Source organism: Paraprevotella clara YIT 11840 (assembly GCF_000233955.1).
GTDB lineage: Bacteria > Bacteroidota > Bacteroidia > Bacteroidales > Bacteroidaceae > Paraprevotella > Paraprevotella clara.
In genome coordinates this window covers 1-24,272 of sequence record NZ_JH376577.1, presented here as the reverse complement: position 1 = coordinate 24,272, position 24,272 = coordinate 1, and the positions used below count along the sequence as shown (strand labels likewise).

Below are 24,272 nucleotides of genomic sequence, written 5' to 3'. Positions count from 1 at the left end.
CAAAGTAATGAGAAAAGTAATCATCATGTTTGCCCTCGCTATGGGCATCGCAACTGCCAACGCGCAGGAGAACGTAACCGTTGGAACGGACAACGGAAGTGAACAACCGACATTGACAAAGGAGGTCTATCCGCAGAAGGAGGCGGACGGCGACCTGTATCACGGGCTGACAAAGAAGCTAACCTTTGACCGCATGGTTCCCCCGCACGGCTTGGAAGTGACTTATGACAAGACCGTCCACGTCATTTTCCCCTCGGAGGTGCGCTACGTGGATTTAGGCTCGCCCGACCTGATTGCGGGCAAAGCCGACGGAGCGGAGAACGTCATCCGCGTGAAGGCTACCGTGAGGGACTTCCCGAACGAAACCAATATGTCCGTGATAACGGAGGACGGGAGTTTCTATGCCTTCAACGTGAAGTACGCCACCGAACCGCTGCTGCTCAACGTGGAGATGTACGACTTCATCCATGACGGCGAGGCAGTGAACCGCCCGAACAATGCGCAGGAAATATACCTGAAGGAGCTGGGCAGCGAAAGCCCGATGCTGGTGCGCCTTATCATGAAGTCCATCCACAAGCAGAATAAGCGCGAGGTGAAGCACATCGGCTGCAAGCGATTCGGCATCCAGTACCTGCTGAAAGGCATCTACACGCATAACGGTTTGCTCTATTTCCACACGGAGATAAAAAAACAGAGCAACGTGCCTTTCGACGTGGACTACATCACATGGAAAATCGTGGACAAGAAGGTGGCGAAGCGTACCGCCGTGCAGGAGCAGATTATCCTGCCGCTCCGTGCGCAGAATTACGCTACGCTCGTGCCGGGCAAGAAGAGCGAGCGCACGGTGTTCACGATGGCGAAGTTCACCATTCCCGATGACAAGTGCCTCGTGGTGGAACTCAACGAGAAGAACGGAGGTCGCCACCAGTCTTTCATGATTGAGAACGAGGACTTGGTACGTGCCAATACTATCAACGAACTTCAAGTGCGCTGACCATGAGAAAGTACATCGCAATAATCATCGCGTCGCTTGCCCTGTGTACGGGGCAGGCGCACGCCCAGCGATGCCTGCCGAAGATGCAGGGCATCGAGGTCAGGGCGAACATGGCGGACGGTTTCAATCCCGGCGGCAACGACGGTGGGTACAGTTTCGGGGCGGCTCTTTCCACTTATACCAAAGGCGGAAACAAATGGGTGTTCGGCGGCGAATACCTGTTGAAGAACAACCCTTACAAGGACGGGAAGATACCCGTGGCGCAGTTCACGGCGGAGGGCGGCTACTACTTCAAGATACTCTCCGATGCCCGTAAAATCGTGTTCGTCTATGCAGGAGCTTCGGCTCTTGCCGGATATGAATCGGTGAACTGGGGCGAAAAGGTACTGCATGACGGCTCCACGCTCCATGACCGGGACGGCTTCATCTACGGCGGTGCGCTGACGCTCGATGTGGAGTTTTACGTGGCAGACCGTATCGCCCTGCTCGCCAACCTCCGGGAGCGTTGCCTGTGGGGTGGTGACACGAGGAAGTTTCATACGCAGTGGGGCGTGGGCGTGAAGTTCATCATAAACTGACGCACCGCATGGAACGGACGGAAATCGACGCCATGAGGCATATAGCCCTTGCGGACTTCCTCGCACGGCTGGGGCATGAGCCTGTCAGAAGAAGCGGCAACGAGTTGTGGTATCGTGCGCCATACCGCAATGAGCGCACGCCATCTTTCCGTGTGAACGTGGCGAAACAGCTCTGGTACGACTTCGGTACGGGCAAGGGCGGCGACATCTTCACTCTTGCCGGGGAGTTTATCCGAAGCGGTGACTTCATGGAACAAGTGAAATTCATAGCGGAAACCGCCAATATGCCTATGCCTGTTCCCGAAGTGAGCAGACCAACTTTCCAGCCTAAACCGTCAGAACCTGCCTTTGAAGGAGTGGAAGCTGCCCCACTGTTTCATTCTCCACTGACGGACTATCTGGCGGAACGGGGCATTCCTTACGGCATTGCATTCCGGTATTGCTGCCAACTGAATTACGGAGTGCGTGGCAAGCGGTATTTCGCCGTCGGCTTCCCGAATGTGGCTGGTGGATATGAAATCCGCAGCCGTTTCTTCAAAGGATGCGTGCCTCCGAAGGATGTGTCGCCGATCAAGGCGGAAGGCTCTCCGGCTGACTTGTGCAGCGTATTTGAGGGCTTCATAGATTTCCTTTCCGCCGCCACGCTCGGATTGGAAACGGGTGACTGTCTTGTGCTGAACTCGGTTTCCAACGTGGAAAAGGCGATGAGGTATTTGGGCGGTTACGGGCGCATAGACTGTTATCTTGACCGTGATGAAGCCGGACGGCGGACGTTGGAAACGCTGAAAGGACACTATGGGGAACGTGTCTGCGACCGTTCCGCCCTCTATGACGGTTGCAAGGACTTGAACGAGTATCTACAACTGACAACGAAAAAATAACAATAACTTAAAAATCAAAGGACAATGAACATACTGAACAACAAGAACAAGAGAATATCAATTTTCAAGGCGTTGGCACTCTGCCTGTTCGCCGCCATATCGCTCACACTCGTGTCGTGTGACGATGACATGGACATCCAGCAATCCTATCCCTTCACGGTGGAAACCATGCCAGTACCCAACAAGGTGACGAGGGGGCAGACGGTGGAAATCCGCTGTGAGCTGAAAAAAACGGGCGACTTCGCCAACACCCTCTATACCATTCGTTATTTCCAGTTCGAGGGGGAAGGCACGCTGAAAATGGCGGGCGGAATCACGTTCCTGCCCAACGACCGCTACCTGCTTGAAAACGAGAAGTTCCGGCTGTATTACACGGCGGAGGGCGACGAAGCGCACAACTTCATCGTGGTGGTGGAGGACAACTTCAACAACTCTTACGAGCTGGAGTTTGACTTCAACAACCGAAACGTAAAGGACGATGGGGTTATTTCTGTTGTCCCCATCAGAAACTTCAAGCCCCTTACACGATGATGCGTATATTCATGGTAGTCGTCTGTTCGCTTCTTGCGGTCTGTTCTGTGTCCGCACAGATCAGCCGCCGAGAGGGAACGGACGGGCAGGCGGCAATCTACCGTCTGCCACCATTTGAGAGGGCGGTGTGCTGCACGAAATTCTTTGAGGGCTGGCACTCGGAAAAACATTACCCATACGTGGGATATGGGCACAAACTTTTGCCGGGCGAAAGGTATTCGGCACGTACCATGACGAAGCGGCAGGCGGACGCGCTCCTGCGGAAAGACCTGCGGAAGTTCTGCGCAATGTTCCGGAAGTTCCGGAAGGATAGCTTGCTTCTTGCCACGCTTGCCTACAATGTCGGTCCATACCGTCTGTTGGGGTACGGGAAGATACCCAAAAGCAAGCTGATCCGAAAGCTGGAGGCTGGCGACAGGAATATCTATCGGGAGTATATCGCTTTCTGTAACTATAAGGGGAAACGCCACGCCATGCTGCTCAAACGGAGAAAGGCGGAGTTTGCACTACTGTATATACAATAACAAATTAAAAGTCCGAAGAAATTTCAGCATCTTCGGACTTTTAATTTTAATAATTTCTAATATTGTCTATCAATTCATTCAATGCTTGAGTATAATCATTGTCTTCTCTCATATATAATCCTTTTCTATTGCCTAAATAAATGGGATATGAGCTATCCTTGCTACCAATTCTTATAATGGGAATAAATTTTATTCTGTTTTGGTCTTTAATTAAATCATCTGTGATTAATGAAGTTTCGTATCCTACACCACGTTCTCTATTATCAGCACGTTTTTTATATTCAGGAGTGGCTATTATCAAAACTTTATCAACATTTGCAATTGTTTGTTCCATAAAACGGTTCAATTCAATACCCAACGGCTGTTTAATATCTATAAAAATATCAAACCCCGCCTTATCTAAATCATTGGCTAAATTGTGAACCCATGCGTTATGTTCATCATTCTCCCAACAATAAGTAATAAAAACCTTTTTTGCTACAATTGCCTTATTCTCATCTACGATAGGGTTTACAATCGCACCTATATCATAACTGTTAGTTTGATTTGTGGTGTCCTTTTCATCATAATACTTATAAATACTCAACGATAAATCATCCAAAAAAGAAGGTATATCCGATTTTTTCAGTCGTAGAAACAGAGTCTTAAACCAAGTATGTCGAGAGGTTGATTCTTTTTGGTCTGATAACATCTGAATATATGCAGAATAATTTGTAGCTACATTTACAAAAGGATTGATTGTATTAAAAAATGTAGGTCCGTCTACATAAAAAGGAGCAACATCTTTTATACCTATGATAGTCCACAATCCATTGAATGTTACATTACTATCTTCTTTTGATAAATCAATGTATTCTTTAAGGTTTATTTGATTTTTAATTAAATCATCACCCTGCAAATAATCAAATCCTTTTTCAGTAAGTCTTACAAATGGAGATGGTTCATTAGCGGCTTCCAAATAACCATTTTCCAACAAATTGAATATTACAATATGGCACAAGTTAATTTCCGCTTGTGTTTTACCATATTTTCGAGTAGTAGCATTTAATGTACGAAACAAAAATAATCCTTGTCCAGGGGCTGTACATGAACTAAAAAAGGAAAATATGTAATCAGCTAATTCCTGATATGTAGTATTTATTTTACTCATAATTCATTTTTTGCAAAGGTACGGAAAATCATTCATATAAGAGATATTATGCTTCCATTTATCGCAGATTAAAACAAAGGTTTCTTTGCTACTTTCTTTGTCCGCCATCATGCTCACTGAAAGAAAGTAGGCGGCTTTCGCCGCCCACCTCTCAAAAACGGGTGTAAAGCCCCGTCACCATCGTGAACATTTCCTCCAGCATATCGCAATATATCCCCTCGTGCGTTTCAATGTCCTTCGTCCTGCTCTCGAATGTCTTTTTGCTGAACGTCCTGCGGTAGAAACGCATATTGTAGAGGTCTGCACCTCCGTCGTAAATGATGTCAAGACGGTTGGCACTCGTTTTGTTCCTCGCAAGGCTCATGCGCAAGCCGTTGCCCATGTCTGTGAAGTCTTTGCTTCCCGTCATGGCGGCAAAGCGTCTGCCGCCAATCTGCTCTAAAATTGTCTTTGCTATCATATCCGTTGTCTTTTAGGTTTATGGTTCGGGCGGTGCGGACACCGCCCCAATGTTCAAAATTCTGTTTTCTCGGTTATGGGTGTGCATTTTTCCAGCCACTCTTTCAGACATTCCATGTTATACTCGCTCGTGATGACTGCCGTATGGCTGTCAATGGCAGTGAAACGGCTGCTTTCATAGCTGTCTATCCACCCCTTTAGGGTATCAACTCCCCACGCTTCGGCATCGTCAAAGATGCCGTCCAATGCCGTAATGGGTTCGCTGAATTTGACTATCAGCGTTTGGTAGCCTGCTTCGTTCATCGCTTGTTCTCCTTCCTTTCCTTTGCCGTTAGCCACTTGTCCCGTGCGGCTCGACATTCGTCTAATGTGGGTTTGACACAAGAGAAAAGTTCCCCGTCCATGTGGCGGTAGTCGTATTGCACAAGGGTGCGTTTGCGTCTGCCGATACCCGTTTGGAATTTCTCGTAGTTCTCCGTTCCTGCCGATTGGCAGGTGCTTACTCCGTTAATTGTCATTTTTGTTGCCATAGTCGTTGTTATTTAGATGATTAGAAATGTACAGACAGCACTCTGCGTTGCATCACCATTTCGGGGTCGCTCGTGTAGCGTTGGTGCAGGTAGAAATGATGAGAGCCGAAGCCGTAAAGGAAGAACTTGTCAAGTTCGTGTTTCTCGGCAAAGTCCTTGACGCTCGCCCTTAATTGCTCCTCACTCTGACAAAGAGTGAGGAGGTTCATAAATTCAAGGAACATCGTGGGGATTTTATCATCCCATAGGAAAACCATGCTTTCAAATCTTACTTCCATAATGTTAGTTGTTAGATGTCGATATTATGCCGCTTTCATCCGCTGGCGGATAAGGTTGGCGTTCTTGTTCACAAGGGCGATGATGCGGTCGTGGTATTCGGAGTTCTCGTTGCATACGCCACGACACTGCACCACCTCAAAAGTTTTTAGTGACACCTCTATCGTTTCAATTCGTTTTCCGTCAATGGTGGCGGATAGGATAAGGGAGTCTTTTCGTTTGTGGTAACCGCCCACACAATGGTGCATCGTCCTTCCTTCCTCTGCCATTTCTTCCACGCTCTCTATGACTTTGACGCAAATAAGGCTGTCGGTAAAGGCAAGTCCGAAGAATATGCCCTTAGCTTTCAGATATTGTTTCTCGTCCTCAATCGCTTTCCTGCGTTGCTGTTCAGTCCGCTCATGTTTCCTTTGCAGGTTGCGCTTTGCCACCAACTTGTCGTGTTCAACTTTGAGGTCGGCAGGGCAAACGTATTTCGGGCTGTTTGTGTCCTTGCCGAAATGACGCAGGAGGTCTATGGTGTCACGCCACATTGAGCCGTCCTCAATGGTATAGCCGTTGCGGATACATATCTTGATTGAAGCCCAATACTCTCCAATATTGAAAGAGTGGTACAGATAGTAGCGCAACATGGGATATTGCCCTGCCTTCAACAGCGTTTCCGCACGGCTGTCCGACAATAATGCCGGTATTAGTTTGGTGGGTACAATGTCGTGGAAATTGCCGTTAAAGCCGTTTCTGCGGAGCGTCGGCAACACCTTATATCTTGGATATATCGGGGAATATGAAATATGGCGGTACGCTTCATTGTCATTGCGGATAGCAAAAGGAGAAGCGAATGAGAACGTGTCGATGTAGCATCCCAATGTGCGTGGAATGGCAACAACAGCCTTACGCCCTTGTTCATTCCACCAATACTGCCCGATTTCAAGGGCATAGGACTTGGCATTAACCCCTTTCTCCATACCCACGACAAGCAAGAACATTCGTAGCACTTGGTATTCTCCGCTTGTGGTAAGGGTTGTGAAATACTGCTTTTGTCTTACCTTGCGCTGATAGGTGAGGCAGACTTTCAAACTTGCTCCACATTCGGGACACGTACAATGCTCGGTCTGCTCCGTCATTACCCAACTATGACCGCAATCCATACAAGTGGTACGACCTTTCGGCAAGCGGTGTGCATAATGCTCCACGCAATTACGGAATGCCCAATTTATCTGTATCGGGGTTATCGGGCGTAGTTTCTTGCTTTGGGCAAGAACTGCTTTTTCAAATTTGTTTCTCGGTTTCATAAGCCAAAATCAAATAATGAGGGTTGAACTTGGGTTTCTGTTTTCGCCTTTGTCGGCTTGGTGCGGTTCTGCAACTTGCGGAGTTCCTCGTCTTGGTATCTGCGGACTGCCTGCTGACGTGCTTCTGCTTTTTCCTCTGCCGTGAGTTCCACAATGTGGTTCACCGCCACTTGGCATTGGATAGGCTTGCCCACCTCAATCTCGTTCTCGTCATAGTAGTGTACTGCTTGTCCGTATATCTCTCCGTCCGTGAAGCCGTTACAACCGCTTTTCTGCACATAGTTCAGAATGTAGGTTACGCAATCGTCAATGTTCTTGGCTGGATTGCGGTAGTTCTTCGCAAAGAGCGTGTCTTCCTCCGCACGTTGTTCCAAATACATCTGTATCGTTCTCTTGAAATGGTCTGTTCCTTTCATATCGCTGTCGTTTTTATCAGTTGTCAAATAGTATGTTTCAAAATCTCCCTCCAATAAATCGGCTCAACCTCGCTCAATAGGAAGTCTATAAAGTCCTTCCGTGCGTCCTTGTTCAGTTCGTGGTAGAGTCCACGGAAGACGGACATATTGCCGTTGAGGTATGTTTCCACCATGTACTCGAAGATGTTGCCCACCTCGTAGTATCTGCATTGTTGCTCCACTGTCTTGCTTCTTCTCTTTGCCATGTCGGTAGGGATTAAAGGGTGAATAACCAAAGAATGAAGCCGAAGAACAGGATAACGGAAAGAATAGCCACGATTACCCCTATTGCCACTCGGAACACTCCGTTTATTATCTCTCTGACGATGTACCAAATGATGCCGGACACCCAAAAGGCGGTGCGCATGATTAGGGTGCATATCGCAAGCCCTATGTATTGCGCCATTTGTCTGAAATTTACCGTTGCTGTCATAGCCGTATCATTTGTTAAGTTCCACGATGCTGTCTATCCTGCCGTATAGGAAACTGCGGAGTGCGGTCTTGTCGGTAGCCTTGTATTCCGCCCAATGTCCATACTGCTTTACAATGTAGGTTCGAAGAATGTCGGAAAAGTCAAACATCCAACCTTGCAAGGGTACTGCGCTCTTGAAATAGGTGTTGCTGTTCACGTTGCGTGTAAGCCAATCCTTTTCCTCTCGGCTCAATTTCTCACCATTGTTCAGTTTGGTGCGAAGTCCGTACACCTTGCTGCCTTGCAGGTTCTCCAAACTTGGTACTTCCCATGCCACGAATTTTGTTGCTATTGCCGTTCTCATATCCGTTTTGTTTTTGATTTTTTGTTTTTTAATGCGGATTCAAGAGCTGAGGGAGTTGAGTTTCAAACTATCTTATCTGCCTCTCGTTTATCCGACATTTTTTTTAATGCGTCTTTCTGTCGCATCGGTCGTTTTCGTTTCGGGTGCTTAAAAAGGTAGGGATTAGGGAATGCAAGGTTTTTCGGAAAAATACTACCCGAAGGGCTGGAGATTTTTCCAGAAAACAGGAGGCTTGACCTTGCTTTCCCGTACAATCCCGGAGTTACCTTTGCACCCAGCACGAAAATGACTGCCTGATGCGGCTCACTGAAAGGCGCGAAAATGGAGGTAAACGGAAGTAGAGGCAGATTAGACAGGAAAACTTCAAAAGAGAAATCCGTGAAAAAGACATCCCCAACAGAAAAGAACATAGCCGGTAGCGTGAAACCGGGCAAACCATCGGCAAGGAAGTATGTTTTTATCTGTTTGGCCAAACGTGTTTGGTCGGATGGATAAAATCATTCTTCCCGGTTTGTCTGCCGTGAGTGACGGCTTGTTTCATTTATGGAATGTGCGGTCATACACGGCTTTCCGCTTCCGGCTCAAAAGGACAACGAAAAAAGAAAAATCGTCAAAACCCCGTAAAAGCACCTCTTTGGCATAAGCACAAAAGAAAGGGGCCTTGTCTCATCAGTCTAAACTATTGTTTAGGCGTGAGGCAAAGCCCTTTTCTCCGCTTATGCGGCAGTCGGCACACGTTCGTTCAAAATCTTTTTGGGCGATGGTGTGCTGACGGATAAAATCGCTTTTACGGAAAAACTTGTGTGAGAAGAAAAAATCAGGAGATTCATTTCTAAATCTCCCGTTTTATTGTTACTTTTGCATACGAAGAGTTCTTTGAAGGTTACGCAACGCACAGAAGAATAATGCAGTAGATAACTAACTAATTCGTAACCTATTACTATTATGAGCGATTACCCAATGCTCATTTCCAATAAATTACACTCTTTTCGTAACTTCGAGCTACAAAGATAGTGAAAGGCGAGAGCACAGGCAAACGAAAAACAAAGTTTTTCAAGTTTTGGCCATGTCGGGCCACGCCTGTTTTATTTAAAGATACGGATAAAAACAAAAAAGAAGTAAGGGCTTCCTTACTTCTTTCAATTTCTTTCGGAAAAAGACGTCCGCAACTTATTTACCATGTCTTTCATCGGATACGGTAAGCTTTTTGCGACCTTTCGCACGGCGTGAAGCCAATACCTTACGACCGTTTTTCGTAGTCATTCTTTCACGGAAACCATGCTTGTTCTTTCTCTTTCTGTTGTGGGGTTGAAATGTTCTTTTCATTGTTATATTCTGTTTTTATTTGTTTCTTATCGGGTTCGGGGTGCAAAATTAGGCACTTTTTTTAAATTAAGCAAGAGATAAGTCATTTTCTACCAAAACTTTTGTGTTTTTTTTCTTTTTTCCATTAACTTTGCAGCGCAAATGAAAGTGTGCATCAATTATATACATTTAAAATAGAATACAAAGCAAGATTTTTATGATTAACGCTCAAGACATTAAAAAAGGTACTTGCATTCGTATGGATGGCAAGTTGTATTTCTGTATCGATTTCCTGCATGTGAAACCGGGTAAGGGCAATACCTTCATGCGTACGAAGTTGAAAGACGTGGTCAACGGTTATGTGCTCGAACGTCGTTTCAACATCGGCGAAGCCTTGGAAGACGTGCGTGTGGAACGTCGTCCCTACCAGTATCTTTATCAGGAGGGCGAAGATTATATCTTCATGAACCAGGAAACTTTTGAGCAGATACCTATCGCCAAAGAACTGATTAACGGTGTGGATTTCATGAAGGAAGGCGAAGTCGTAGATGTGGTTTCGGATGCTTCTACCGAGACTGTGCTTTATGCCGATGTGCCGACCAAGGTGGTACTGAAGGTAACTTATACCGAACCGGGACTGAAAGGCGATACGGCCACCAACACCCTGAAGCCTGCCACGGTGGAGACTGGTGCAACGGTGCGTGTGCCTTTGTTCGTGAACGAGGGTGAGATGATAGAAGTCGATACTCGTGACGGTTCGTATTTGGGCCGCGTGAAGTAACGGAAGATATTTTAGTTTTTAATGACGGAAAGTGAATAATAAGGTGTTTTGCACCTTGTTGTTCACTTTTTTTTGTTACATTTGCTCGACAAAGCCAAAGCGCATCCCGCTTGGGGTGTCTGGAAAATAGGATGTCCAATGAGGGCTCGTCTCTCGTAGCGTGAGTTGAAACAATGAAATATTCTCTGATTATACCGGTTTACAATCGTCCCGATGAGGTGGATGAACTGTTGGAAAGCCTTACCGGGCAGACGTTTACGGACTTTGAAACGGTCGTGGTGGAGGACGGTTCTTCCCGTCCGTGCCGCGACGTGGTAGAGAAATACGCCGGACGTCTGTCGGTGAAGTATTATGACAAGCCGAACTCCGGGCCGGGCCAGACCCGTAATTACGGGGCGGAACGTAGCAGCGGCGAGTACCTGATAGTGCTGGATTCGGACTGCGTGCTTCCGCCGGGATATTTGCAGGCCGTAGACGACGAGTTGCGGGGCGAGCCTGCCGATGCGTTCGGCGGTCCCGACCGGGCACATGAATCTTTCACGGACGTGCAAAAGGCCATCAGCTATGCCATGACCTCGTTTTTCACTACGGGAGGCATCCGGGGAGGGAAGAAGAAAATGGATAAGTTCTATCCGCGCTCCTTCAACATGGGAGTCCGGGCGGAAGTCTACCGCCGGTTGGGAGGCTTTTCCAAAATGCGTTTTGGCGAGGACATTGATTTCAGCATCCGTATATTCAAGGCCGGGTGCAGTTGCCGTTTGTTTCCCGATGCCTGGGTGTGGCACAAGCGGCGCACGGACATGAAGAAGTTTTTCAAGCAAGTGCATAATTCCGGTATTGCGCGTATCAACCTGTACAAGAAATATCCCGAATCGCTGAAGTTGGTGCATCTGTTGCCCATGGTGTTTACCGTGGGGGCATGCTGCCTGCTGTTGGCCGCACTTGTAGGATGGGTAGGTTCGGTCTGGATTTTCCAAATGACCCACCGTTACGTATATGCCGTAGAGATGCCGGGCTTGATGCAGCATGCGGCTGTGTTTCATGCCTTGTCGTGGATACCCTTGTTGCCCTTGTTGTTGTTCGCCCTGCTGATTTGCGCGGATGCCACGGTGGCCAACCGCAGTCTGAAAATCGGCGTGCAGGCCGTGGGAGCTTCTTTTGTCCAACTGACGGGCTACGGTACGGGATTCCTCCGTGCATGGTGGCAGCGGTGCGTGCGCGGTAAGGATGAGTTTTCGGCTTTCGAGAAGAATTTCTATAAATAAGCGTATGGAGACGGCGAAACTGAATATCAAGCAATGGGCCGAAGACGACCGCCCTCGCGAGAAGATGATGCAGAAAGGGGCTTCGGCGTTGAGCAATGCCGAGCTGCTGGCCATCCTTATCGGTTCGGGCACAGTGGAGGAGTCTGCCGTGGGCTTGATGAAGCGTGTCATGGCCGATTGCGACAACCGCCTGAAGACGTTGGGGCGCATGTCGCTCGAAGAACTGACCGGAAATGTGGAGGTATGGGACAAGGAGACCGGAAAGAAAAAGAGGGTGCGCCGTTACAAAGGGCTGGGCGAAGCCAAGGCCGTGGCCATCATGGCCGCTTGCGAACTGGGGCGCCGCCGTATGGAGGAAGATGCGGTGGAACTGCCTTCCATCCGTTCCAGTGTGGATTTGTACCATTATTTCCTGCCGCAGATGCAGGACCTGTTTCACGAGGAATGTTATGTGCTTCTGATGAACCAGGCCTGCCGCATTTTGGATAAGGTGTTGGTGAGCAAGGGCGGACTGACGGAGACGGCGGTCGACATCCGCCTGATTTTGCGCGAAGCCTTGTTGCGCCGTGCGCCTGTCATCGCGCTTTGCCATAACCACCCGTCGGGGCAGGTGCGCCCCAGTATGGAGGACGACCGGCTGACCGACCGGCTCCAGAAGGCTTGCCGGATGATGAATATCCGTCTGTTGGACCACATCATCGTGGCCGAAGGTGGTTTTTACAGTTATTGTGAAGAAGGTAAATTAGTATAACAAGATAAATAAAGACCGATATATGGAAGAGGAAAAGAAAATGCCGGAGAAATTGCAGGTGGAAGAGAAAGTGATCGAGATGCTCAAGACGGTGTACGACCCTGAGATACCGGTGAATGTGTACGACCTCGGATTGATATATAAGATAGACTTGGCGGACGACTATGCCCTGAGCGTGGACATGACGCTTACGGCTCCGAACTGCCCGGCTGCGGATTTCATCGTGGAGGACGTGCGTCAGAAGCTGGAGAGCATAGAGCAAGTAAAGTCGGTGGAGGTCAATCTGGTGTTTGAACCCGAGTGGGACAAGGACATGATGACCGAGGAAGCCAAAATGGAATTGGGATTCTTGTGATGAAAAGCGTATATTTTCTTTCGGATGCCCATTTGGGATGCCGCTCCATCCCGCACGACCGTACGCGGGAACGCCGGTTGGTGCACTTTCTGGACGGTATCAAGGATAAGGCTTCGGCGGTTTACCTGTTGGGAGACATCTTTGATTTTTGGTATGAATACAAGACGGTGGTGCCCCGTGGCTACACCCGTTTTCTCGGGAAGCTCAGCGAATTGGCTGACCGGGGCGTGGAGGTGCACTTCTTTACGGGCAACCACGACATCTGGTGCGGCGATTACTTGGTGAAGGAATGCGGCGTGACGCTGCACACCGAGCCGATGACGGTGGAGATGGGCGACAAGGTGTTCATGCTGGCGCACGGCGACGGCTTGGGCGACCCCGACCGCAAGTTCCGTTTCCTGCGTGCCGTGTTCCGCAACCGCCTTTGCCAACGTATGTTTTCCTGCATCCATCCCCGTTGGGCTGTGGATTTCGGCCTGTCTTGGGCGGCGCACAGCCGCCTGAAGCATGGCGTGGAAGGCGGCGACCCTCCGTATCTGGGCGAGGACAAGGAGTATCTCGTCCGTTTTGCCAAGGAATACCTGAAAGCCCATTCCGAAATCAACTATTTCATTTTCGGCCATCGTCACATCGAGTTGGACTTGATGCTGACCCGTTCGAGCCGTGTCCTGATTCTGGGCGACTGGATTACGCAGTTCACTTACGTCGTATTCGACGGGGAGAACCTGTTTATGGAGAACTATGTGGAGGGCGACACTTGTCTGTAACCTTTGCAGCGTGTCTGTCGCTGTTTCTGCCGGACGGTTTGCGGAAATGAAAGTTTTGTGAAAATACATGACGGAATCCGCTCTGTGCCGTTCGGTAAATCAATCTCCGCAGAACGGAAAACGTTTCTCAGCCGATTGAAAAATCAATCTCAGCCGAACGATTTTCCGTTCTGCGGAGATTGATTTTTGTTTCGTATTCGATTGTAAATCAGTGGATTGCTTTGTAAATGCGGCAAAGTAAGATGTTTTGTCACCGCCAAGCCTTGTTTCTTTTTCTCTACATGTTTTTTATGTCGATTTATTTCAGCCTATAAAAGAACAAGCAAGGATTGTCTTCAGCAGAAATCTTCTGGACCACGGCCTGAATCTTTCTTAAGTTATCATCTTGTGTTTCTGTGTTGATTTTCCACTGCTTGAGTTTATAAGCCTCTTCAAAGCCCACCAAAAAGCCTTGGGGACTTACGGCTCTTATATTAATCAGCGGAAGGTATGATATTTTATCTGTTTGTAGCGGATATTCATACCTGACTCCCTTGTAGGTACTTTTGCTCACTAAGAGATAAGAGAGGTTATAAAAAACTAAGAAGTAGTATTGAGGGGTTATGAACAAGTCTGTAAATCCTGTGAATACGTCCTGATTGAGTAATTCGGCGTAACGCGTTATGCCAAAATCTTCGATGGAGGTTTGTTCTTTTTCAGACAATATTTCTTGTTCTGTCATAATCGAAAGATAAGGGCGTATGTCGTTGTTTTCTTCAGTCCAATAACATATGTCCGGGCTGAAAGGGGAAACACAGAAGACGGTGTCTTTTTGCAGTGTGAAGGCATGTCGCCCTGTATATTCTTGCGTGTTTGCCGTTTTTCCTGCAAACTTGTGAAGGGGGTGACTTTCTTTTCTCTGCAAGTCGAAAGTCGAATAGATGGTGTTTAAGTCATTATAGATATGGTTTGAACAAAAAAGATGCTTGTTGTCAATGGGTTCGCAATCGTTTAGCAGGTCGAAAGTCGACGAGGGATAGGTTTGTGTGTCCAACAACTGTCCATCAGTATTAAAGGTCAGTATTCTGTTTCTGGCTCCGTCTATGATGCGAATATGTTTTTGCTCGTCAACCCACATGGAAGTCAATGTATGGTATTCTCCTGAGCCGTTACCCTTTTCCCCATATTGACATAAATATTGTCCTTGCCTATTGAAAGAAAAAACGCCTTCGGAAGAAAGGATGACCATTGATGAGTCTACGAAATCTATTTTACGGATGTCTCTTATGATGACGTTGTTTTTACTCTCTAAAGGCACGACGTAAAATGAATCAGCGGCAAGCCCTTGCCCGTTTATGGCGGGCGGCGAGTCGAATCCGGTGATTTGCCGTATAGGTGCTTCTTTTTGGCAAGAAGAGAGAAATACACCTATATATAATAAAGTGCTGAGGTATTTTGCCATGGTCTGGTGGGATTATATGGGATTCAGCAAGAAGAATCCCGTTCGTTGGTTCAAGCTGATTTTCATGGGACGATGGCTATTTCAGTTTATATTTCATGCTTATATGGTTTATTAGGTCCTTTTTGAATATGAACCGGTAGAGAACCGGATTGTCCTCTTCTTTAATGGATTGGACTATCCGGTTGAAAGTTTGGCTTCGTGTGGGTAATTGCTTTTTCTGTTGGCATAAAATATCAGCATTATAAAAGCCGATGTTTTCATCTGAGCATCCTCCGGTCAATGCGATATTGGGAAAGTGGAAATTTCTCTCGCTGTCATAAGTGTTATGTATCAAGACACTTTGCCTGCCATCCCATATCAGTGTGTTTTCATTGTTGACGGAGATAAACATATAGTCTTTGTTTGCCTGTATGCCAGTGAATCCGATGCTCATGCCCGATTCCTGTATTTTCTCTTTTAAGTCATAAAAGTTTTCATTCCTGCATTCTTTTAGGAACTTTGTGCTTGGAAGTTGCTTGGCCCAATCAAATTGGTAGGCATGTTTTATTTCTCCATTTTTGTAAGCGTACAGATTGTGCGAGAGGACGGATAACAGATAACAGGTGTCTTTATAAATAGCCGCAGGAGAAGCAGAGAACGCGTAGTAGATATTTCTTGTCGTCAGGTCTTTCATGGTAAGCAGGGGAAACGTTTTTAGTCTGTTGCCTTTGATTTCCACTTTTTTATATTCATGTTCGATTTTAATATAATCATTAGGCATAGGGTAGTATGCCAGTAAATCCTGGTCGGGGCTTTTCATTATGGAATGTATTCCGCCGTTTTCTTCCGGCAATCGGACGGTGGATAGATATTCGCCGTCATAGCTGAAAAACATGATTTTTTTGGATGGGTTACAGATAAGTCCGATTGCCTTTTGTTGTTCGTCGATATAGAAATTTTCCAAGTGGACGTACTCCTTGTTTCCATTTCCTTTTTGGCTTATTTCATTTATAAAGCGTCCCTCTTCATCAAATGCGTATAGTCCGAAATCGTCTCTTACAAAATAGTACCCATCCGTTTTCTTGACCCTCGTTATTTCTCCTAACATGCAAGAACCGGATGATTCTAACACTGTATATTGGATGCTGTCGACTATGTCACGCAATTCCACATTAACGGGTTTGTCTTTGTTGATTACATTTAAGGATAGGTGACTTTCGTTTGTGGCCGTGTCCGTTTGGGAAGTTTTATATCCAATGTATCCCGCAATGCCAAGTATTGCCGTACTGAATAAAGATATGAAGAATGTTCTTTTTTTCATATTCGTTATGTTTTCGGTTATTGGACGTGTTGTCCTTTGTAAGGCTTACCTTCCCGAAGTTCATCACCAAAAGTATTTGAAAAATAAGTGACTTGCAAGTGTTTTCGGGAAAAAATTATATTGTGCCGTCTCCTTGACGCAGAATCTTTCCGGCAGACCGATATAAAAAGGGTGCGGAAACAATCCCGCACCCTGTATAGAGTTAGAAACATTTTCCATTGCATGGGTATTTTTCCTTCAGATAGTGAAGGAAGAAGGCGAGGTTCATACCAGTGCCATGGTGTCTTTGGCTATCATCAGTTCCTCATCGGTCGGGATGACGCATACCGTCACTTTGCTGTCCGGTGTGGAGATGATGGCTTCGTCGCCACGTACGGTATTGTTTTTGGCTTTGTCGAGCGATACGCCCAGATAGTCCAGACCGTTGCAGAAAGCTTCGCGCATGTCGGCTTGGTTTTCTCCCACGCCTCCGGTGAAGAGGATGATGTCCACCCCGTTCATGGCCGCAGCGTAAGCACCGATATATTTTTTCACGCGGTAGGCGTACATGTCGAGAGCCAAGCGGCAGCGTTGGTTGCCTTCGTGGGCTGCGGCAATCACCTCACGCATGTCCGAAGAAACTCCTGTGACACCGGCCACGCCGGATTTTTTGTTCAGGAGGTTGGACATTTCAGAAGGAGCAAGCCCTTCCTTGTCCATGATAAAGGTTACAGCGCCGCCGTCTACATCACCGGAACGGGTACCCATCATCAGGCCTTCCAGCGGAGTCAGTCCCATGGAGGTGTCGATACATTTGCCGTCTTTTACGGCCGAAATGGAACCGCCATTGCCCACATGGCAAGTGATGATACGTTTGCCGGCAGGGTCTACGCCAAGGTATTCGCAGACACGTTGGGATACATAACGGTGGGACGTGCCATGGAAGCCGTAACGGCGGATGCCGTATTTTTCATACATCTCGTAGGGCAGGGCATACATATAGGCATAGTCGGGCATCGTCTGATGGAAGGCTGTGTCGAATACGCCCACCTGAGGAATCGAAGGTAGAAGGGCCGATACGGCATTTACGCCTTTCAGGTTGGCGGGATTATGTAGCGGGGCCAAGTCGTTGCAGGCTGTGAAGGCTTCCAACACTTCAGGAGTGAGCAACACGCTTTGGTTGAACTTTTCTCCTCCGTGTACCATACGGTGTCCTACGGCGCCAAGCTCTTCCAGCGATTTCAATGCACCGAGTTCTGGGTCGGTCAGGATGTGGAAGATGAATTGTACGCCTTTGGTATGTTCGGGGATGTCTTCCTCGATGATTTTCTTCGTCCCGTCCGGCAAAGTCATTTTCAGGAAAGAACCGGGCAGACCTATTTTTTCTATACCGCCCTGTGCCATGACGGAATGGTCGGTCATGTCATATAATTTATATTTGATGGAGGAACTTCCGCAGTTTAATACTAAAATCTTCATATTATATAATAGGTGTAATTTTAAAGCTTTCGTTTATTTTTGTTCTTTTGCCGCAATAGCTTGGTTGGCCGTGACGGCTACCATGGTGTAAACGTCCTCGATGGAGCATCCTCGGGAAAGGTCGTTGACCGGACGTGCTATGCCTTGGAGGATAGGGCCGATGGCTTCGGCATGTCCCAGACGTTGTACCAATTTATAGGAGATGTTGCCGACTTCAAGATTGGGAACAATCAGAACGTTGGCATGTCCGGCGATTTCGGAACCCGGAGCTTTGCTTTCGCCTACGCTCGGTACAAGTGCGGCATCAGCCTGGAGTTCGCCGTCGATGCTGAGACCCGGAGCCATTTCGCGTGCCAGCTTGGTAGCTTCCACTACTTTGTCTACGACTTCGTGTTTCGCAGAACCTTTGGTGGAGAAGCTCAGCATAGCTACCTTCGGATCGATTCCGGCCACGGCTTTGGCTGTGCGGGCGGTACAAACGGCAATCTGAGCCAACTGTCCTGCATCGGGTACAGGGGTGACGGCTACGTCGCCCATAACCAAAATGCCGTTCTTTCCGTAGTTGGGAGCTTTAGTGAGCAGCAACATTGCTCCGGAAACGCAGGTGATGCCCGGGGCTGTCTTGATGATTTGCAGGGCAGGACGCAATACATTGCCGGTCGTGTTACGTGCGCCGGCCAACTGTCCGTCGGCATCGCCGGCCTTAATCATCAGGCAACCGTAGAACAAGGGATCCTGCACTTTTTGGTGGGCTTCTTCTATCGTCATACCTTTTTTCTTACGCAATTCGAAAAGCAATTGGGCATATTCTTCTTTTTTCGGGCTGGTAGCCGGGTCTATGATAGTAGCCTTGGATATGTTTCCCAATCCCCATTTTTTTGCCGCTTCTTCTATTTCTGAACGGTTTCCTAATAAAATCAAGTCGGCCACCTCATCGGTAAGAATCTGGTTGGCAGCCTTTAATGTACGCTCTTCCGTACCTTCAGGAAGAACAATGCGCTGTTTGTTAGCTTGAGCGCGTGAGACAATCTCTTTGATTAAGTCCATATTTAAAATCTTTAAATTGATAACTCTACATTGCAATTAGTAGGATTGTGCAAAATTACTGCTTTTTGACCGAATAACCGTATGATTCCTATTTTATTTTTTTATATTCCGGGATGGTGTTCCTCTCATAATTTTTATGTTACTTTGGTATCAAAAAAATATTTTATGTCCCTTGATTTTCATCCTTTATCTTTAGCAGACCGTTTGCTTGTGTGGAAATATACTGAAAACGCAGGTCGTCGCAACTGTGATTTGTCTTTTGCCAATCTTTATGCCTGGAGAATGCTTTATCGCACGGAAGTGGCGGAGTGGGGCGGTTTTCTGGTGTTTCGTTTTTACGCGGATGGACATTTGGCTTATCTTATGCCTGTGGGTGAGGGAGATTGGTGTGCCATCCTACAGATTTTGAAAGAAGATGCGTGTCGGTTGTCTCATCCTCTTTTGCTGTTAGGCGTTTGCGAGGATTTGATGCCGCAGGTGGAAGAGTGCATGGGGGAAGACTGCCGTGTGAATGCCAACCGGGACCATGCGGATTATATCTATTTACGTGAGTCGTTGGCTGCGTTGTCCGGTAAAAAGTTGCAGGCCAAACGTAATCATGTGAATCGTTTTAAAGCCTTGTATCCGGATTATCGTTATGAGGAATTGACGGACGAATGGGTCCCGGCCTGCCTGGATTTGACTCGCCGTTGGGTGGAGTCGCGTCAGGACGAAGCGGAGAAAAGGGCGGTGGCTGCGGAGTCGGAAGCCATTCAATGTGCATTGGCGCATCGGGAAGAACTGGACCTGAGGGGAGGTGTATTGCTGGTTGGGGAACAGATCGCGGCATTTACTTACGGGGCTCCGATATGTCGTGATACCTTTGACGTGTGCGTGGAAAAAGCCGATGTGGAGTTTGAGGGGGCTTATACAGTCATCAATAAGGAGTTCGTTTCACGGTTGCCGGAACAATATAAATATGTGAATCGGGAAGAAGACTTGGGAGTGGAGGGCTTGCGTAAGGCTAAACTGTCTTATCAACCGGAGATGTTGCTGATGAAATACAGTGTGTGGTCGTCTTGTACGGTGAAGGCGGAGATTGAAGAGTGCGGGCTGACACCGGAGCAGCATTTGATAAAATGGCAGACCCGTGCATTGTGGAGCTTGTGTTTCGGCGATACGGAAGAGTTTATGAAACTTTATTTTACCCGGAAATATACGCCTGAAAGGAACAGTTGCCTCGTAAGGGACGGGCGTGTGGTTGCGGCTTTGCAACGTTTGCCATACCGGATGATGTTCGGAGGCGAGGATGTCTCTGTGGCTTATGTTTCAGGGGTTTGTACGCAGCCGGAATGCCGAGGCAAGGGGCTGATGACGGAACTGATGGGGCAGGCTCACCGTAAAATGTATGCCGACGGGTGTTTATTCAGTCTTTTGATTCCGGCTGATGAAGGTTTGTTTGCTTTTTACCATCGTTTTGGTTATTATACTTGCCCTGAGGTGGCATTGTCGGAGTGGGAAGTATCATACGATACCGATAAAGTGGTATGTGAAGTTTATACCACTATGCATGAAGTTGAACCAGTGTTGGGGGATTTGCAGTCTTATTTGGATGCTTTTTTACGTCGTGTTCCTTATGCTGTGTTGCATGATGAGGCAGACTTGTATACTGTATGTGCAGATTTGTTCCTTGGGAACGGTTGTGTCGTGGTGGCGCGTGAAGACGAACGGTGTGTCGGGCTGATTTGGGCCGTTCCGCGTGAAGATAAACTATGGGTTTTGGAGTGTTTTTCCGTTTCGGCAGTCGTAGAAAATATTCTGTATAAGCAGGTGCGGGAGGCATTCGGCTTTGCCGGGAATGTCGCAATGATTCGTCAGAAAAGCCGGGTGCAGTTGCGTGTGATACATGCGTATGAGGTCTTGCAGTTGTATGCGCGGCAACATACGGATACGGCCGGTCGGATACGTGTTGTAGGAGATGAGGATATCACGGAGAATAACGGAGTTTACGTGTGGGAAAACGGATTGTGCCGAAAAGAAGGACGAAATGAATGTTGTTGCTCGGAGAGCGGTGGGACTTGTCGTAGCGTACATATTCGGGAGTTGCCGGATATGTTCTTGGAAGGGGACGCCCCTTATCTGAGTTTGATGATGAATTGATTATAGTCGGTCTTCCGTGAGAAAACGTTCCAGCTCTTCTGCAGACAGGCGGAGATGGAATGTGTCTTTGTAGGCTACGGAGATATTGCCGGTTTCTTCGGAAACGATGACGGCCAGGGCATCGGTTTCCTGCGATATGCCTTTGGCGGCACGGTGGCGCAGGCCTAATTCTTTCGGGATGTCCATGCTGTGGGATACAGGCAGGATGCAGCCTGCTGCTTTGATGCGCTTCTTGCTGATAATCATGGCACCGTCATGCAGCGGGCTGTTTTTGAAAAAGATGTTCTCGATAAGCCGTTGATTGATGTTGGCATCGATGAGTTCGCCGGAACGTATGATATCGTTGAGGGGCAAGTTGCGTTCGATGACGATTAATGCCCCGACCTTTTGTTTACTCATGCTCATGCAGGCCATGACGATAGGCATGATGTCGTCCTTGTTTGTTTTTTTATTGTCTTTCTTGTTGCGCCGGATGAGTTTGAGGAGACTTTCCACTTGCCGGTGTGTACCGATCGTGAAAAAGAAGTTGCGGATTTCTTCTTGGAACAGGATAATCAGTGCCAGTGTACCGACGCTGACCAGTTTGTCGAGAATGGAACCCAAAAGTTTCATTTCCAGTATTTGGGAGACAAACAACCAGAATACGACGAAAATCAGCACGCCGAAGAATACGTTCAGTGAACGCGACTCTTTCATGACCTTGTAGCAATAGAACAGCATCAGTGCGACAAGGAAGATGTCGATAAAGTCTTTCAGTCCGAATTCTAATGGCATGGAAATGTTTTTTTATTTCTGTTCGTTCATTTGATTGAATATTCTCACGGCTTCCACACAAGCTTTTACGTCATGCACACGCAAAATATCTGCCCCTTTGGTCAAGGCGATGGTGTTCAATACGGTAGTTCCGTTCAACGCTTCTTCGGGACTGCTGTCGAGCAGTTTGTATATCATTGATTTGCGCGAGATGCCTACTAATAAAGGCAGTTCGAATAGCTTGAAGTCTTCCAAATGCTTAAACAACTCGTAGTTGTGGGCCAAAGTTTTTCCGAATCCGAATCCCGGGTCTATAATGATGTCCTTGACGCCTCGGGCGTGCAGGTCTTGTACCCTGAGCGCAAAGTATTGCATGATTTCCATGCGGATATGGTCATAATGTATATGCTGCTGCATGTCTTGGGGAGTGCCTTGCATGTGCATCATGATATAGGGGACGTCCAGACGAGCTACGGTGTCGAACATCCGTTCGTCCATTTGTCCGCCCGAAATGTCATTGATGAGAGCTGCACCGTATTCTTCCACACACATGGAGGCCACGTCTGCCCGGAATGTATCGACGGAAACGATGGCCTCGGGGGCGACTTCGCGGATGGCTTCGAGACCTTTTCGGAGGCGTGCCATTTCTTCCTTTGTGCTGACGTGTTCCGCATTGGGACGCGAGGAATAGGCACCGATGTCGATCATGTCGGCTCCTTCCGTAATAATCTGTTCCACTCGGTTTACGATGTCGGATGTGGTTTCCTTGCGGCTTCCGGCATAAAAGGAGTCGGGCGTGACGTTCAGGATTCCCATGACTTTCGGTGTGGAAAGGTCCATCAGTTGTCCGTTGACTCTTATGGTACGTTCTATATGTCCTTCCATTGTTTTTGCAGTATTTACGTGCAAATGTACGCAGAATAATCCGGTTTTTCGTGCTTCTTGGATTATATTTATATAATATAGGTGGCATCTCGGTAAAATATTTCAAGCAAGTTTGATATTTTGCTCTCGATTTACATTATATTTGTGGGGTAAAATACAGAATTATGAAGATAGCAGAACTTTATGAACTTTATAAGCAGCATCCGGTGGTGACCACCGATAGCCGCAAGTGCCCGCAAGGGGCTTTGTTCTTTGCATTGAAAGGGAACTCTTTTAATGGAAATGCTTTTGCCGCCCAAGCTTTGGAGCAAGGGTGCGCTTACGCGATAGTGGATGAAGCTGAGTATGCGGCAGGGGGCGACGAGCGTTACATTTTAGTGGAAGATGTACTGACGGCATTGCAACAACTGGCTCACTATCACCGGAAACAATTTAAGATTCCGGTGATTCAGGTGACGGGAACCAACGGGAAGACCACGACAAAAGAACTCACGGCGGCAGTGCTTTCCAAAAAACATAACGTATTGTACACGCAGGGAAATCTGAATAATCATATCGGGGTGCCGAAGACTTTGCTGGAGTTAAGTCCGGATCATACCATCGCTGTCATTGAAACCGGGGCAAACCATCTCGGGGAAATTAAGGCTTTGGCCGAAATTGTGGATCCGGATTTCGGATTGATTACCAATGTGGGCATGGCGCATTTGGAGGGATTCGGATCTTTCGAGGGGGTTGTTCGTACGAAAGGAGAGCTTTATGACTATTTGCGTGCCAAACATGGTACGGTTTTCATTGACCATGATAGTGAAGACTTGAAGCGTATAGCTGGGGGGGTACACCAGATTTGTTACGGAAGTCCATGTGACGAGGTCTTGAGTGTGGAAGGAGAGGTGCTTGAATGCGCTCCTTTCTTAAAGTTCCGTTGGCGGCCTGCCGGAGGTGAGTGGCAGGAGGTGCAGACCGGATTGATAGGTGCCTATAACATGCAGAATATGTTGGCTGCAGCAACGATAGGACGTACGTTCGGGGTAGAGGTGGATTCGATTAATCGGGCATTGGCAGCATACGAACCTAAAAACAATCGTTCCCAACTCATGGAGACGGATGATAATAAGCTCTTGGTGGATGCTTATAATGCCAACCCTACCAGTATGAGAGCTGCTATAGAAAATTTCCGGGATATGAAAGTGGAACGCAGGATGGTTATACTCGGTGATATGGGGGAATTGGGAGAGAGTAGCTGGAAAGCCCATCAGGCCATTGCCGATTTATTGGTGGAATCCGGTTTCGAGCATGTGTGGTTGGTGGGGCCGAAGTTCAAGGCGGCGCGTCATCCTTTCCGTACGTTTGATAGTGTGGAGCAGGTAAAGAAGGCTTTGGAAATCAAGAAACCCAAAGGGTATTATATATTGATTAAAGGCAGTCATAGTACGAGACTTTACGATTTGCCGGATTTCCTTTGAGAAGACACTGTCCAAAATTTTGTGTAAATGTAAACGGGATTCAGTTATAAGTTCGGCACTATAAAATATTTTATAGTGCCATAAAAAGACGGGGGATATGCTGGAATATGGCATAT

At 47.5% G+C, this 24,272-nt stretch carries 30 protein-coding genes; 12 read left to right on the top strand and 18 right to left on the bottom strand.

Features of this window, described 5'->3' with window-relative positions:
• Nucleotides 1-7 precede the first annotated feature (7 nt).
• The 5 genes from traN to HMPREF9441_RS00120 are packed head-to-tail and all read left to right on the top strand — an operon-like array spanning nt 8 to nt 3,508.
• A complete protein-coding gene (gene traN, locus HMPREF9441_RS00140; RefSeq protein WP_008616528.1) occupies nt 8-994 on the top strand; it encodes a conjugative transposon protein TraN in 987 nt (328 codons plus the stop codon).
• 2 nt (nt 995-996) lie between these two features.
• Nucleotides 997-1,572 carry a conjugal transfer protein TraO gene (locus HMPREF9441_RS00135; protein WP_008616527.1) on the top strand — a complete coding sequence of 192 codons (576 nt, stop codon included), beginning with the start codon at nt 997-999 and terminating at the stop codon, nt 1,570-1,572.
• A gap of 8 nt (nt 1,573-1,580) precedes the next feature.
• The gene (locus HMPREF9441_RS00130; protein WP_008616526.1) at nt 1,581-2,453 is read left to right on the top strand and encodes a toprim domain-containing protein; all 873 of its coding nucleotides are present in this window, start codon (nt 1,581-1,583) and stop codon (nt 2,451-2,453) included.
• Nucleotides 2,454-2,477: 24 nt separating this feature from the next.
• Entirely contained in the window at nt 2,478-2,984 is a 507-nt protein-coding gene (locus tag HMPREF9441_RS00125; protein ID WP_004315071.1) for a DUF3872 domain-containing protein, read from the top strand.
• Nucleotides 2,981-3,508 carry a glycoside hydrolase family protein gene (locus tag HMPREF9441_RS00120; protein WP_004315070.1) on the top strand — a complete coding sequence of 176 codons (528 nt, stop codon included), beginning with the start codon at nt 2,981-2,983 and terminating at the stop codon, nt 3,506-3,508. The genes HMPREF9441_RS00125 and HMPREF9441_RS00120 overlap by 4 nt, the downstream gene beginning before the upstream one ends.
• A 46-nt stretch (nt 3,509-3,554) precedes the next feature.
• Here HMPREF9441_RS00120 and HMPREF9441_RS00115 read toward each other — a convergent pair whose 3' ends face one another.
• From HMPREF9441_RS00115 to rpmH, 12 genes are all read right to left on the bottom strand, one after another.
• Nucleotides 3,555-4,658, bottom strand: coding sequence for a toll/interleukin-1 receptor domain-containing protein (locus tag HMPREF9441_RS00115; protein WP_004315069.1), 1,104 nt, complete (start codon nt 4,656-4,658; stop codon nt 3,555-3,557).
• 151 nt (nt 4,659-4,809) lie between these two features.
• Entirely contained in the window at nt 4,810-5,118 is a 309-nt protein-coding gene (locus HMPREF9441_RS00110; RefSeq protein ID WP_004316952.1) for a hypothetical protein, read from the bottom strand.
• Between the two features lie 53 nt (nt 5,119-5,171).
• Entirely contained in the window at nt 5,172-5,477 is a 306-nt protein-coding gene (locus HMPREF9441_RS00105) for a DUF6956 domain-containing protein (RefSeq protein ID WP_008019899.1), read from the bottom strand.
• Complete coding sequence (locus HMPREF9441_RS17440) at nt 5,417-5,647, bottom strand: DUF3873 domain-containing protein (protein ID WP_004316956.1); 231 nt, start codon at nt 5,645-5,647, stop codon at nt 5,417-5,419. Before HMPREF9441_RS17440 ends, HMPREF9441_RS00105 begins: the two co-directional genes overlap by 61 nt.
• Before the next feature lie 20 nt (nt 5,648-5,667).
• Nucleotides 5,668-5,925: a hypothetical protein gene (locus HMPREF9441_RS00100; RefSeq protein ID WP_004316958.1), complete on the bottom strand. Its 258-nt coding sequence runs from the start codon at nt 5,923-5,925 to the stop codon at nt 5,668-5,670.
• Nucleotides 5,926-5,949: 24 nt separating this feature from the next.
• Nucleotides 5,950-7,215 carry a PcfJ domain-containing protein gene (locus tag HMPREF9441_RS00095; RefSeq protein ID WP_004310303.1) on the bottom strand — a complete coding sequence of 422 codons (1,266 nt, stop codon included), beginning with the start codon at nt 7,213-7,215 and terminating at the stop codon, nt 5,950-5,952.
• Entirely contained in the window at nt 7,212-7,631 is a 420-nt protein-coding gene (locus HMPREF9441_RS00090; RefSeq protein ID WP_004310304.1) for a PcfK-like family protein, read from the bottom strand. The genes HMPREF9441_RS00095 and HMPREF9441_RS00090 overlap by 4 nt, the downstream gene beginning before the upstream one ends.
• A gap of 23 nt (nt 7,632-7,654) precedes the next feature.
• The gene (locus HMPREF9441_RS00085; RefSeq protein WP_008019901.1) at nt 7,655-7,876 is read right to left on the bottom strand and encodes a hypothetical protein; all 222 of its coding nucleotides are present in this window, start codon (nt 7,874-7,876) and stop codon (nt 7,655-7,657) included.
• Nucleotides 7,877-7,887: 11 nt separating this feature from the next.
• Nucleotides 7,888-8,103, bottom strand: coding sequence for a hypothetical protein (locus tag HMPREF9441_RS00080; protein ID WP_008616521.1), 216 nt, complete (start codon nt 8,101-8,103; stop codon nt 7,888-7,890).
• Nucleotides 8,104-8,110: 7 nt separating this feature from the next.
• Nucleotides 8,111-8,446 (bottom strand): hypothetical protein, encoded by a 336-nt coding sequence (locus HMPREF9441_RS00075; RefSeq protein ID WP_004310306.1) that lies wholly within the window; start codon nt 8,444-8,446, stop codon nt 8,111-8,113.
• Between the two features lie 62 nt (nt 8,447-8,508).
• Complete coding sequence (locus HMPREF9441_RS18515) at nt 8,509-8,919, bottom strand: hypothetical protein (RefSeq protein ID WP_005827299.1); 411 nt, start codon at nt 8,917-8,919, stop codon at nt 8,509-8,511.
• 697 nt (nt 8,920-9,616) lie between these two features.
• Nucleotides 9,617-9,772, bottom strand: a complete 156-nt coding sequence (rpmH, locus tag HMPREF9441_RS17425) for a 50S ribosomal protein L34 (protein WP_021979961.1) — start codon at nt 9,770-9,772, stop codon at nt 9,617-9,619.
• Between the two features lie 196 nt (nt 9,773-9,968).
• Here rpmH and efp point away from each other — a divergent pair, with 196 nt between their 5' ends.
• The 5 genes from efp to HMPREF9441_RS00045 all read left to right on the top strand — a co-directional run bounded on the left by efp (nt 9,969) and on the right by HMPREF9441_RS00045 (nt 13,670).
• Nucleotides 9,969-10,532, top strand: a complete 564-nt coding sequence (gene efp, locus HMPREF9441_RS00065) for an elongation factor P (protein ID WP_008616514.1) — start codon at nt 9,969-9,971, stop codon at nt 10,530-10,532.
• Between the two features lie 173 nt (nt 10,533-10,705).
• On the top strand, nt 10,706-11,797 hold the full coding sequence (locus HMPREF9441_RS00060) for a glycosyltransferase (RefSeq protein WP_008616513.1): 1,092 nt from the start codon (nt 10,706-10,708) through the stop codon (nt 11,795-11,797).
• Between the two features lie 4 nt (nt 11,798-11,801).
• Complete coding sequence (locus tag HMPREF9441_RS00055) at nt 11,802-12,548, top strand: JAB domain-containing protein (RefSeq protein WP_008616510.1); 747 nt, start codon at nt 11,802-11,804, stop codon at nt 12,546-12,548.
• 22 nt (nt 12,549-12,570) lie between these two features.
• Nucleotides 12,571-12,903, top strand: coding sequence for a metal-sulfur cluster assembly factor (locus HMPREF9441_RS00050; protein ID WP_008616509.1), 333 nt, complete (start codon nt 12,571-12,573; stop codon nt 12,901-12,903).
• Nucleotides 12,903-13,670, top strand: coding sequence for a UDP-2,3-diacylglucosamine diphosphatase (locus HMPREF9441_RS00045; RefSeq protein WP_008616500.1), 768 nt, complete (start codon nt 12,903-12,905; stop codon nt 13,668-13,670). Before HMPREF9441_RS00050 ends, HMPREF9441_RS00045 begins: the two co-directional genes overlap by 1 nt.
• Before the next feature lie 298 nt (nt 13,671-13,968).
• Here HMPREF9441_RS00045 and HMPREF9441_RS00040 read toward each other — a convergent pair whose 3' ends face one another.
• From HMPREF9441_RS00040 to pta, 4 genes are all read right to left on the bottom strand, one after another.
• Entirely contained in the window at nt 13,969-15,111 is a 1,143-nt protein-coding gene (locus HMPREF9441_RS00040; RefSeq protein ID WP_008616498.1) for a 6-bladed beta-propeller, read from the bottom strand.
• 76 nt (nt 15,112-15,187) lie between these two features.
• Entirely contained in the window at nt 15,188-16,411 is a 1,224-nt protein-coding gene (locus HMPREF9441_RS00035; RefSeq protein WP_008616497.1) for a 6-bladed beta-propeller, read from the bottom strand.
• Between the two features lie 264 nt (nt 16,412-16,675).
• Nucleotides 16,676-17,869: an acetate kinase gene (locus HMPREF9441_RS00030; protein ID WP_008616495.1), complete on the bottom strand. Its 1,194-nt coding sequence runs from the start codon at nt 17,867-17,869 to the stop codon at nt 16,676-16,678.
• A gap of 33 nt (nt 17,870-17,902) precedes the next feature.
• Nucleotides 17,903-18,916 (bottom strand): phosphate acetyltransferase, encoded by a 1,014-nt coding sequence (gene pta / locus HMPREF9441_RS00025; protein WP_008616490.1) that lies wholly within the window; start codon nt 18,914-18,916, stop codon nt 17,903-17,905.
• Between the two features lie 210 nt (nt 18,917-19,126).
• Here pta and HMPREF9441_RS00020 point away from each other — a divergent pair, with 210 nt between their 5' ends.
• Complete coding sequence (locus HMPREF9441_RS00020; protein WP_244949535.1) at nt 19,127-21,055, top strand: GNAT family N-acetyltransferase; 1,929 nt, start codon at nt 19,127-19,129, stop codon at nt 21,053-21,055.
• Here HMPREF9441_RS00020 and cdaA read toward each other — a convergent pair whose 3' ends face one another.
• Together cdaA and folP are read right to left on the bottom strand one after the other, a co-directional pair.
• Entirely contained in the window at nt 21,056-21,829 is a 774-nt protein-coding gene (gene cdaA / locus HMPREF9441_RS00015; RefSeq protein ID WP_008616488.1) for a diadenylate cyclase CdaA, read from the bottom strand.
• A 12-nt stretch (nt 21,830-21,841) separates the two neighbouring features.
• Nucleotides 21,842-22,693, bottom strand: coding sequence for a dihydropteroate synthase (folP, locus tag HMPREF9441_RS00010; RefSeq protein ID WP_008616487.1), 852 nt, complete (start codon nt 22,691-22,693; stop codon nt 21,842-21,844).
• Nucleotides 22,694-22,857: 164 nt separating this feature from the next.
• On the opposite strand from folP, the gene HMPREF9441_RS00005 reads away from it, so the two are divergent.
• On the top strand, nt 22,858-24,156 hold the full coding sequence (locus HMPREF9441_RS00005) for a UDP-N-acetylmuramoyl-tripeptide--D-alanyl-D-alanine ligase (RefSeq protein WP_008616486.1): 1,299 nt from the start codon (nt 22,858-22,860) through the stop codon (nt 24,154-24,156).
• Nucleotides 24,157-24,272 lie beyond the last annotated feature (116 nt).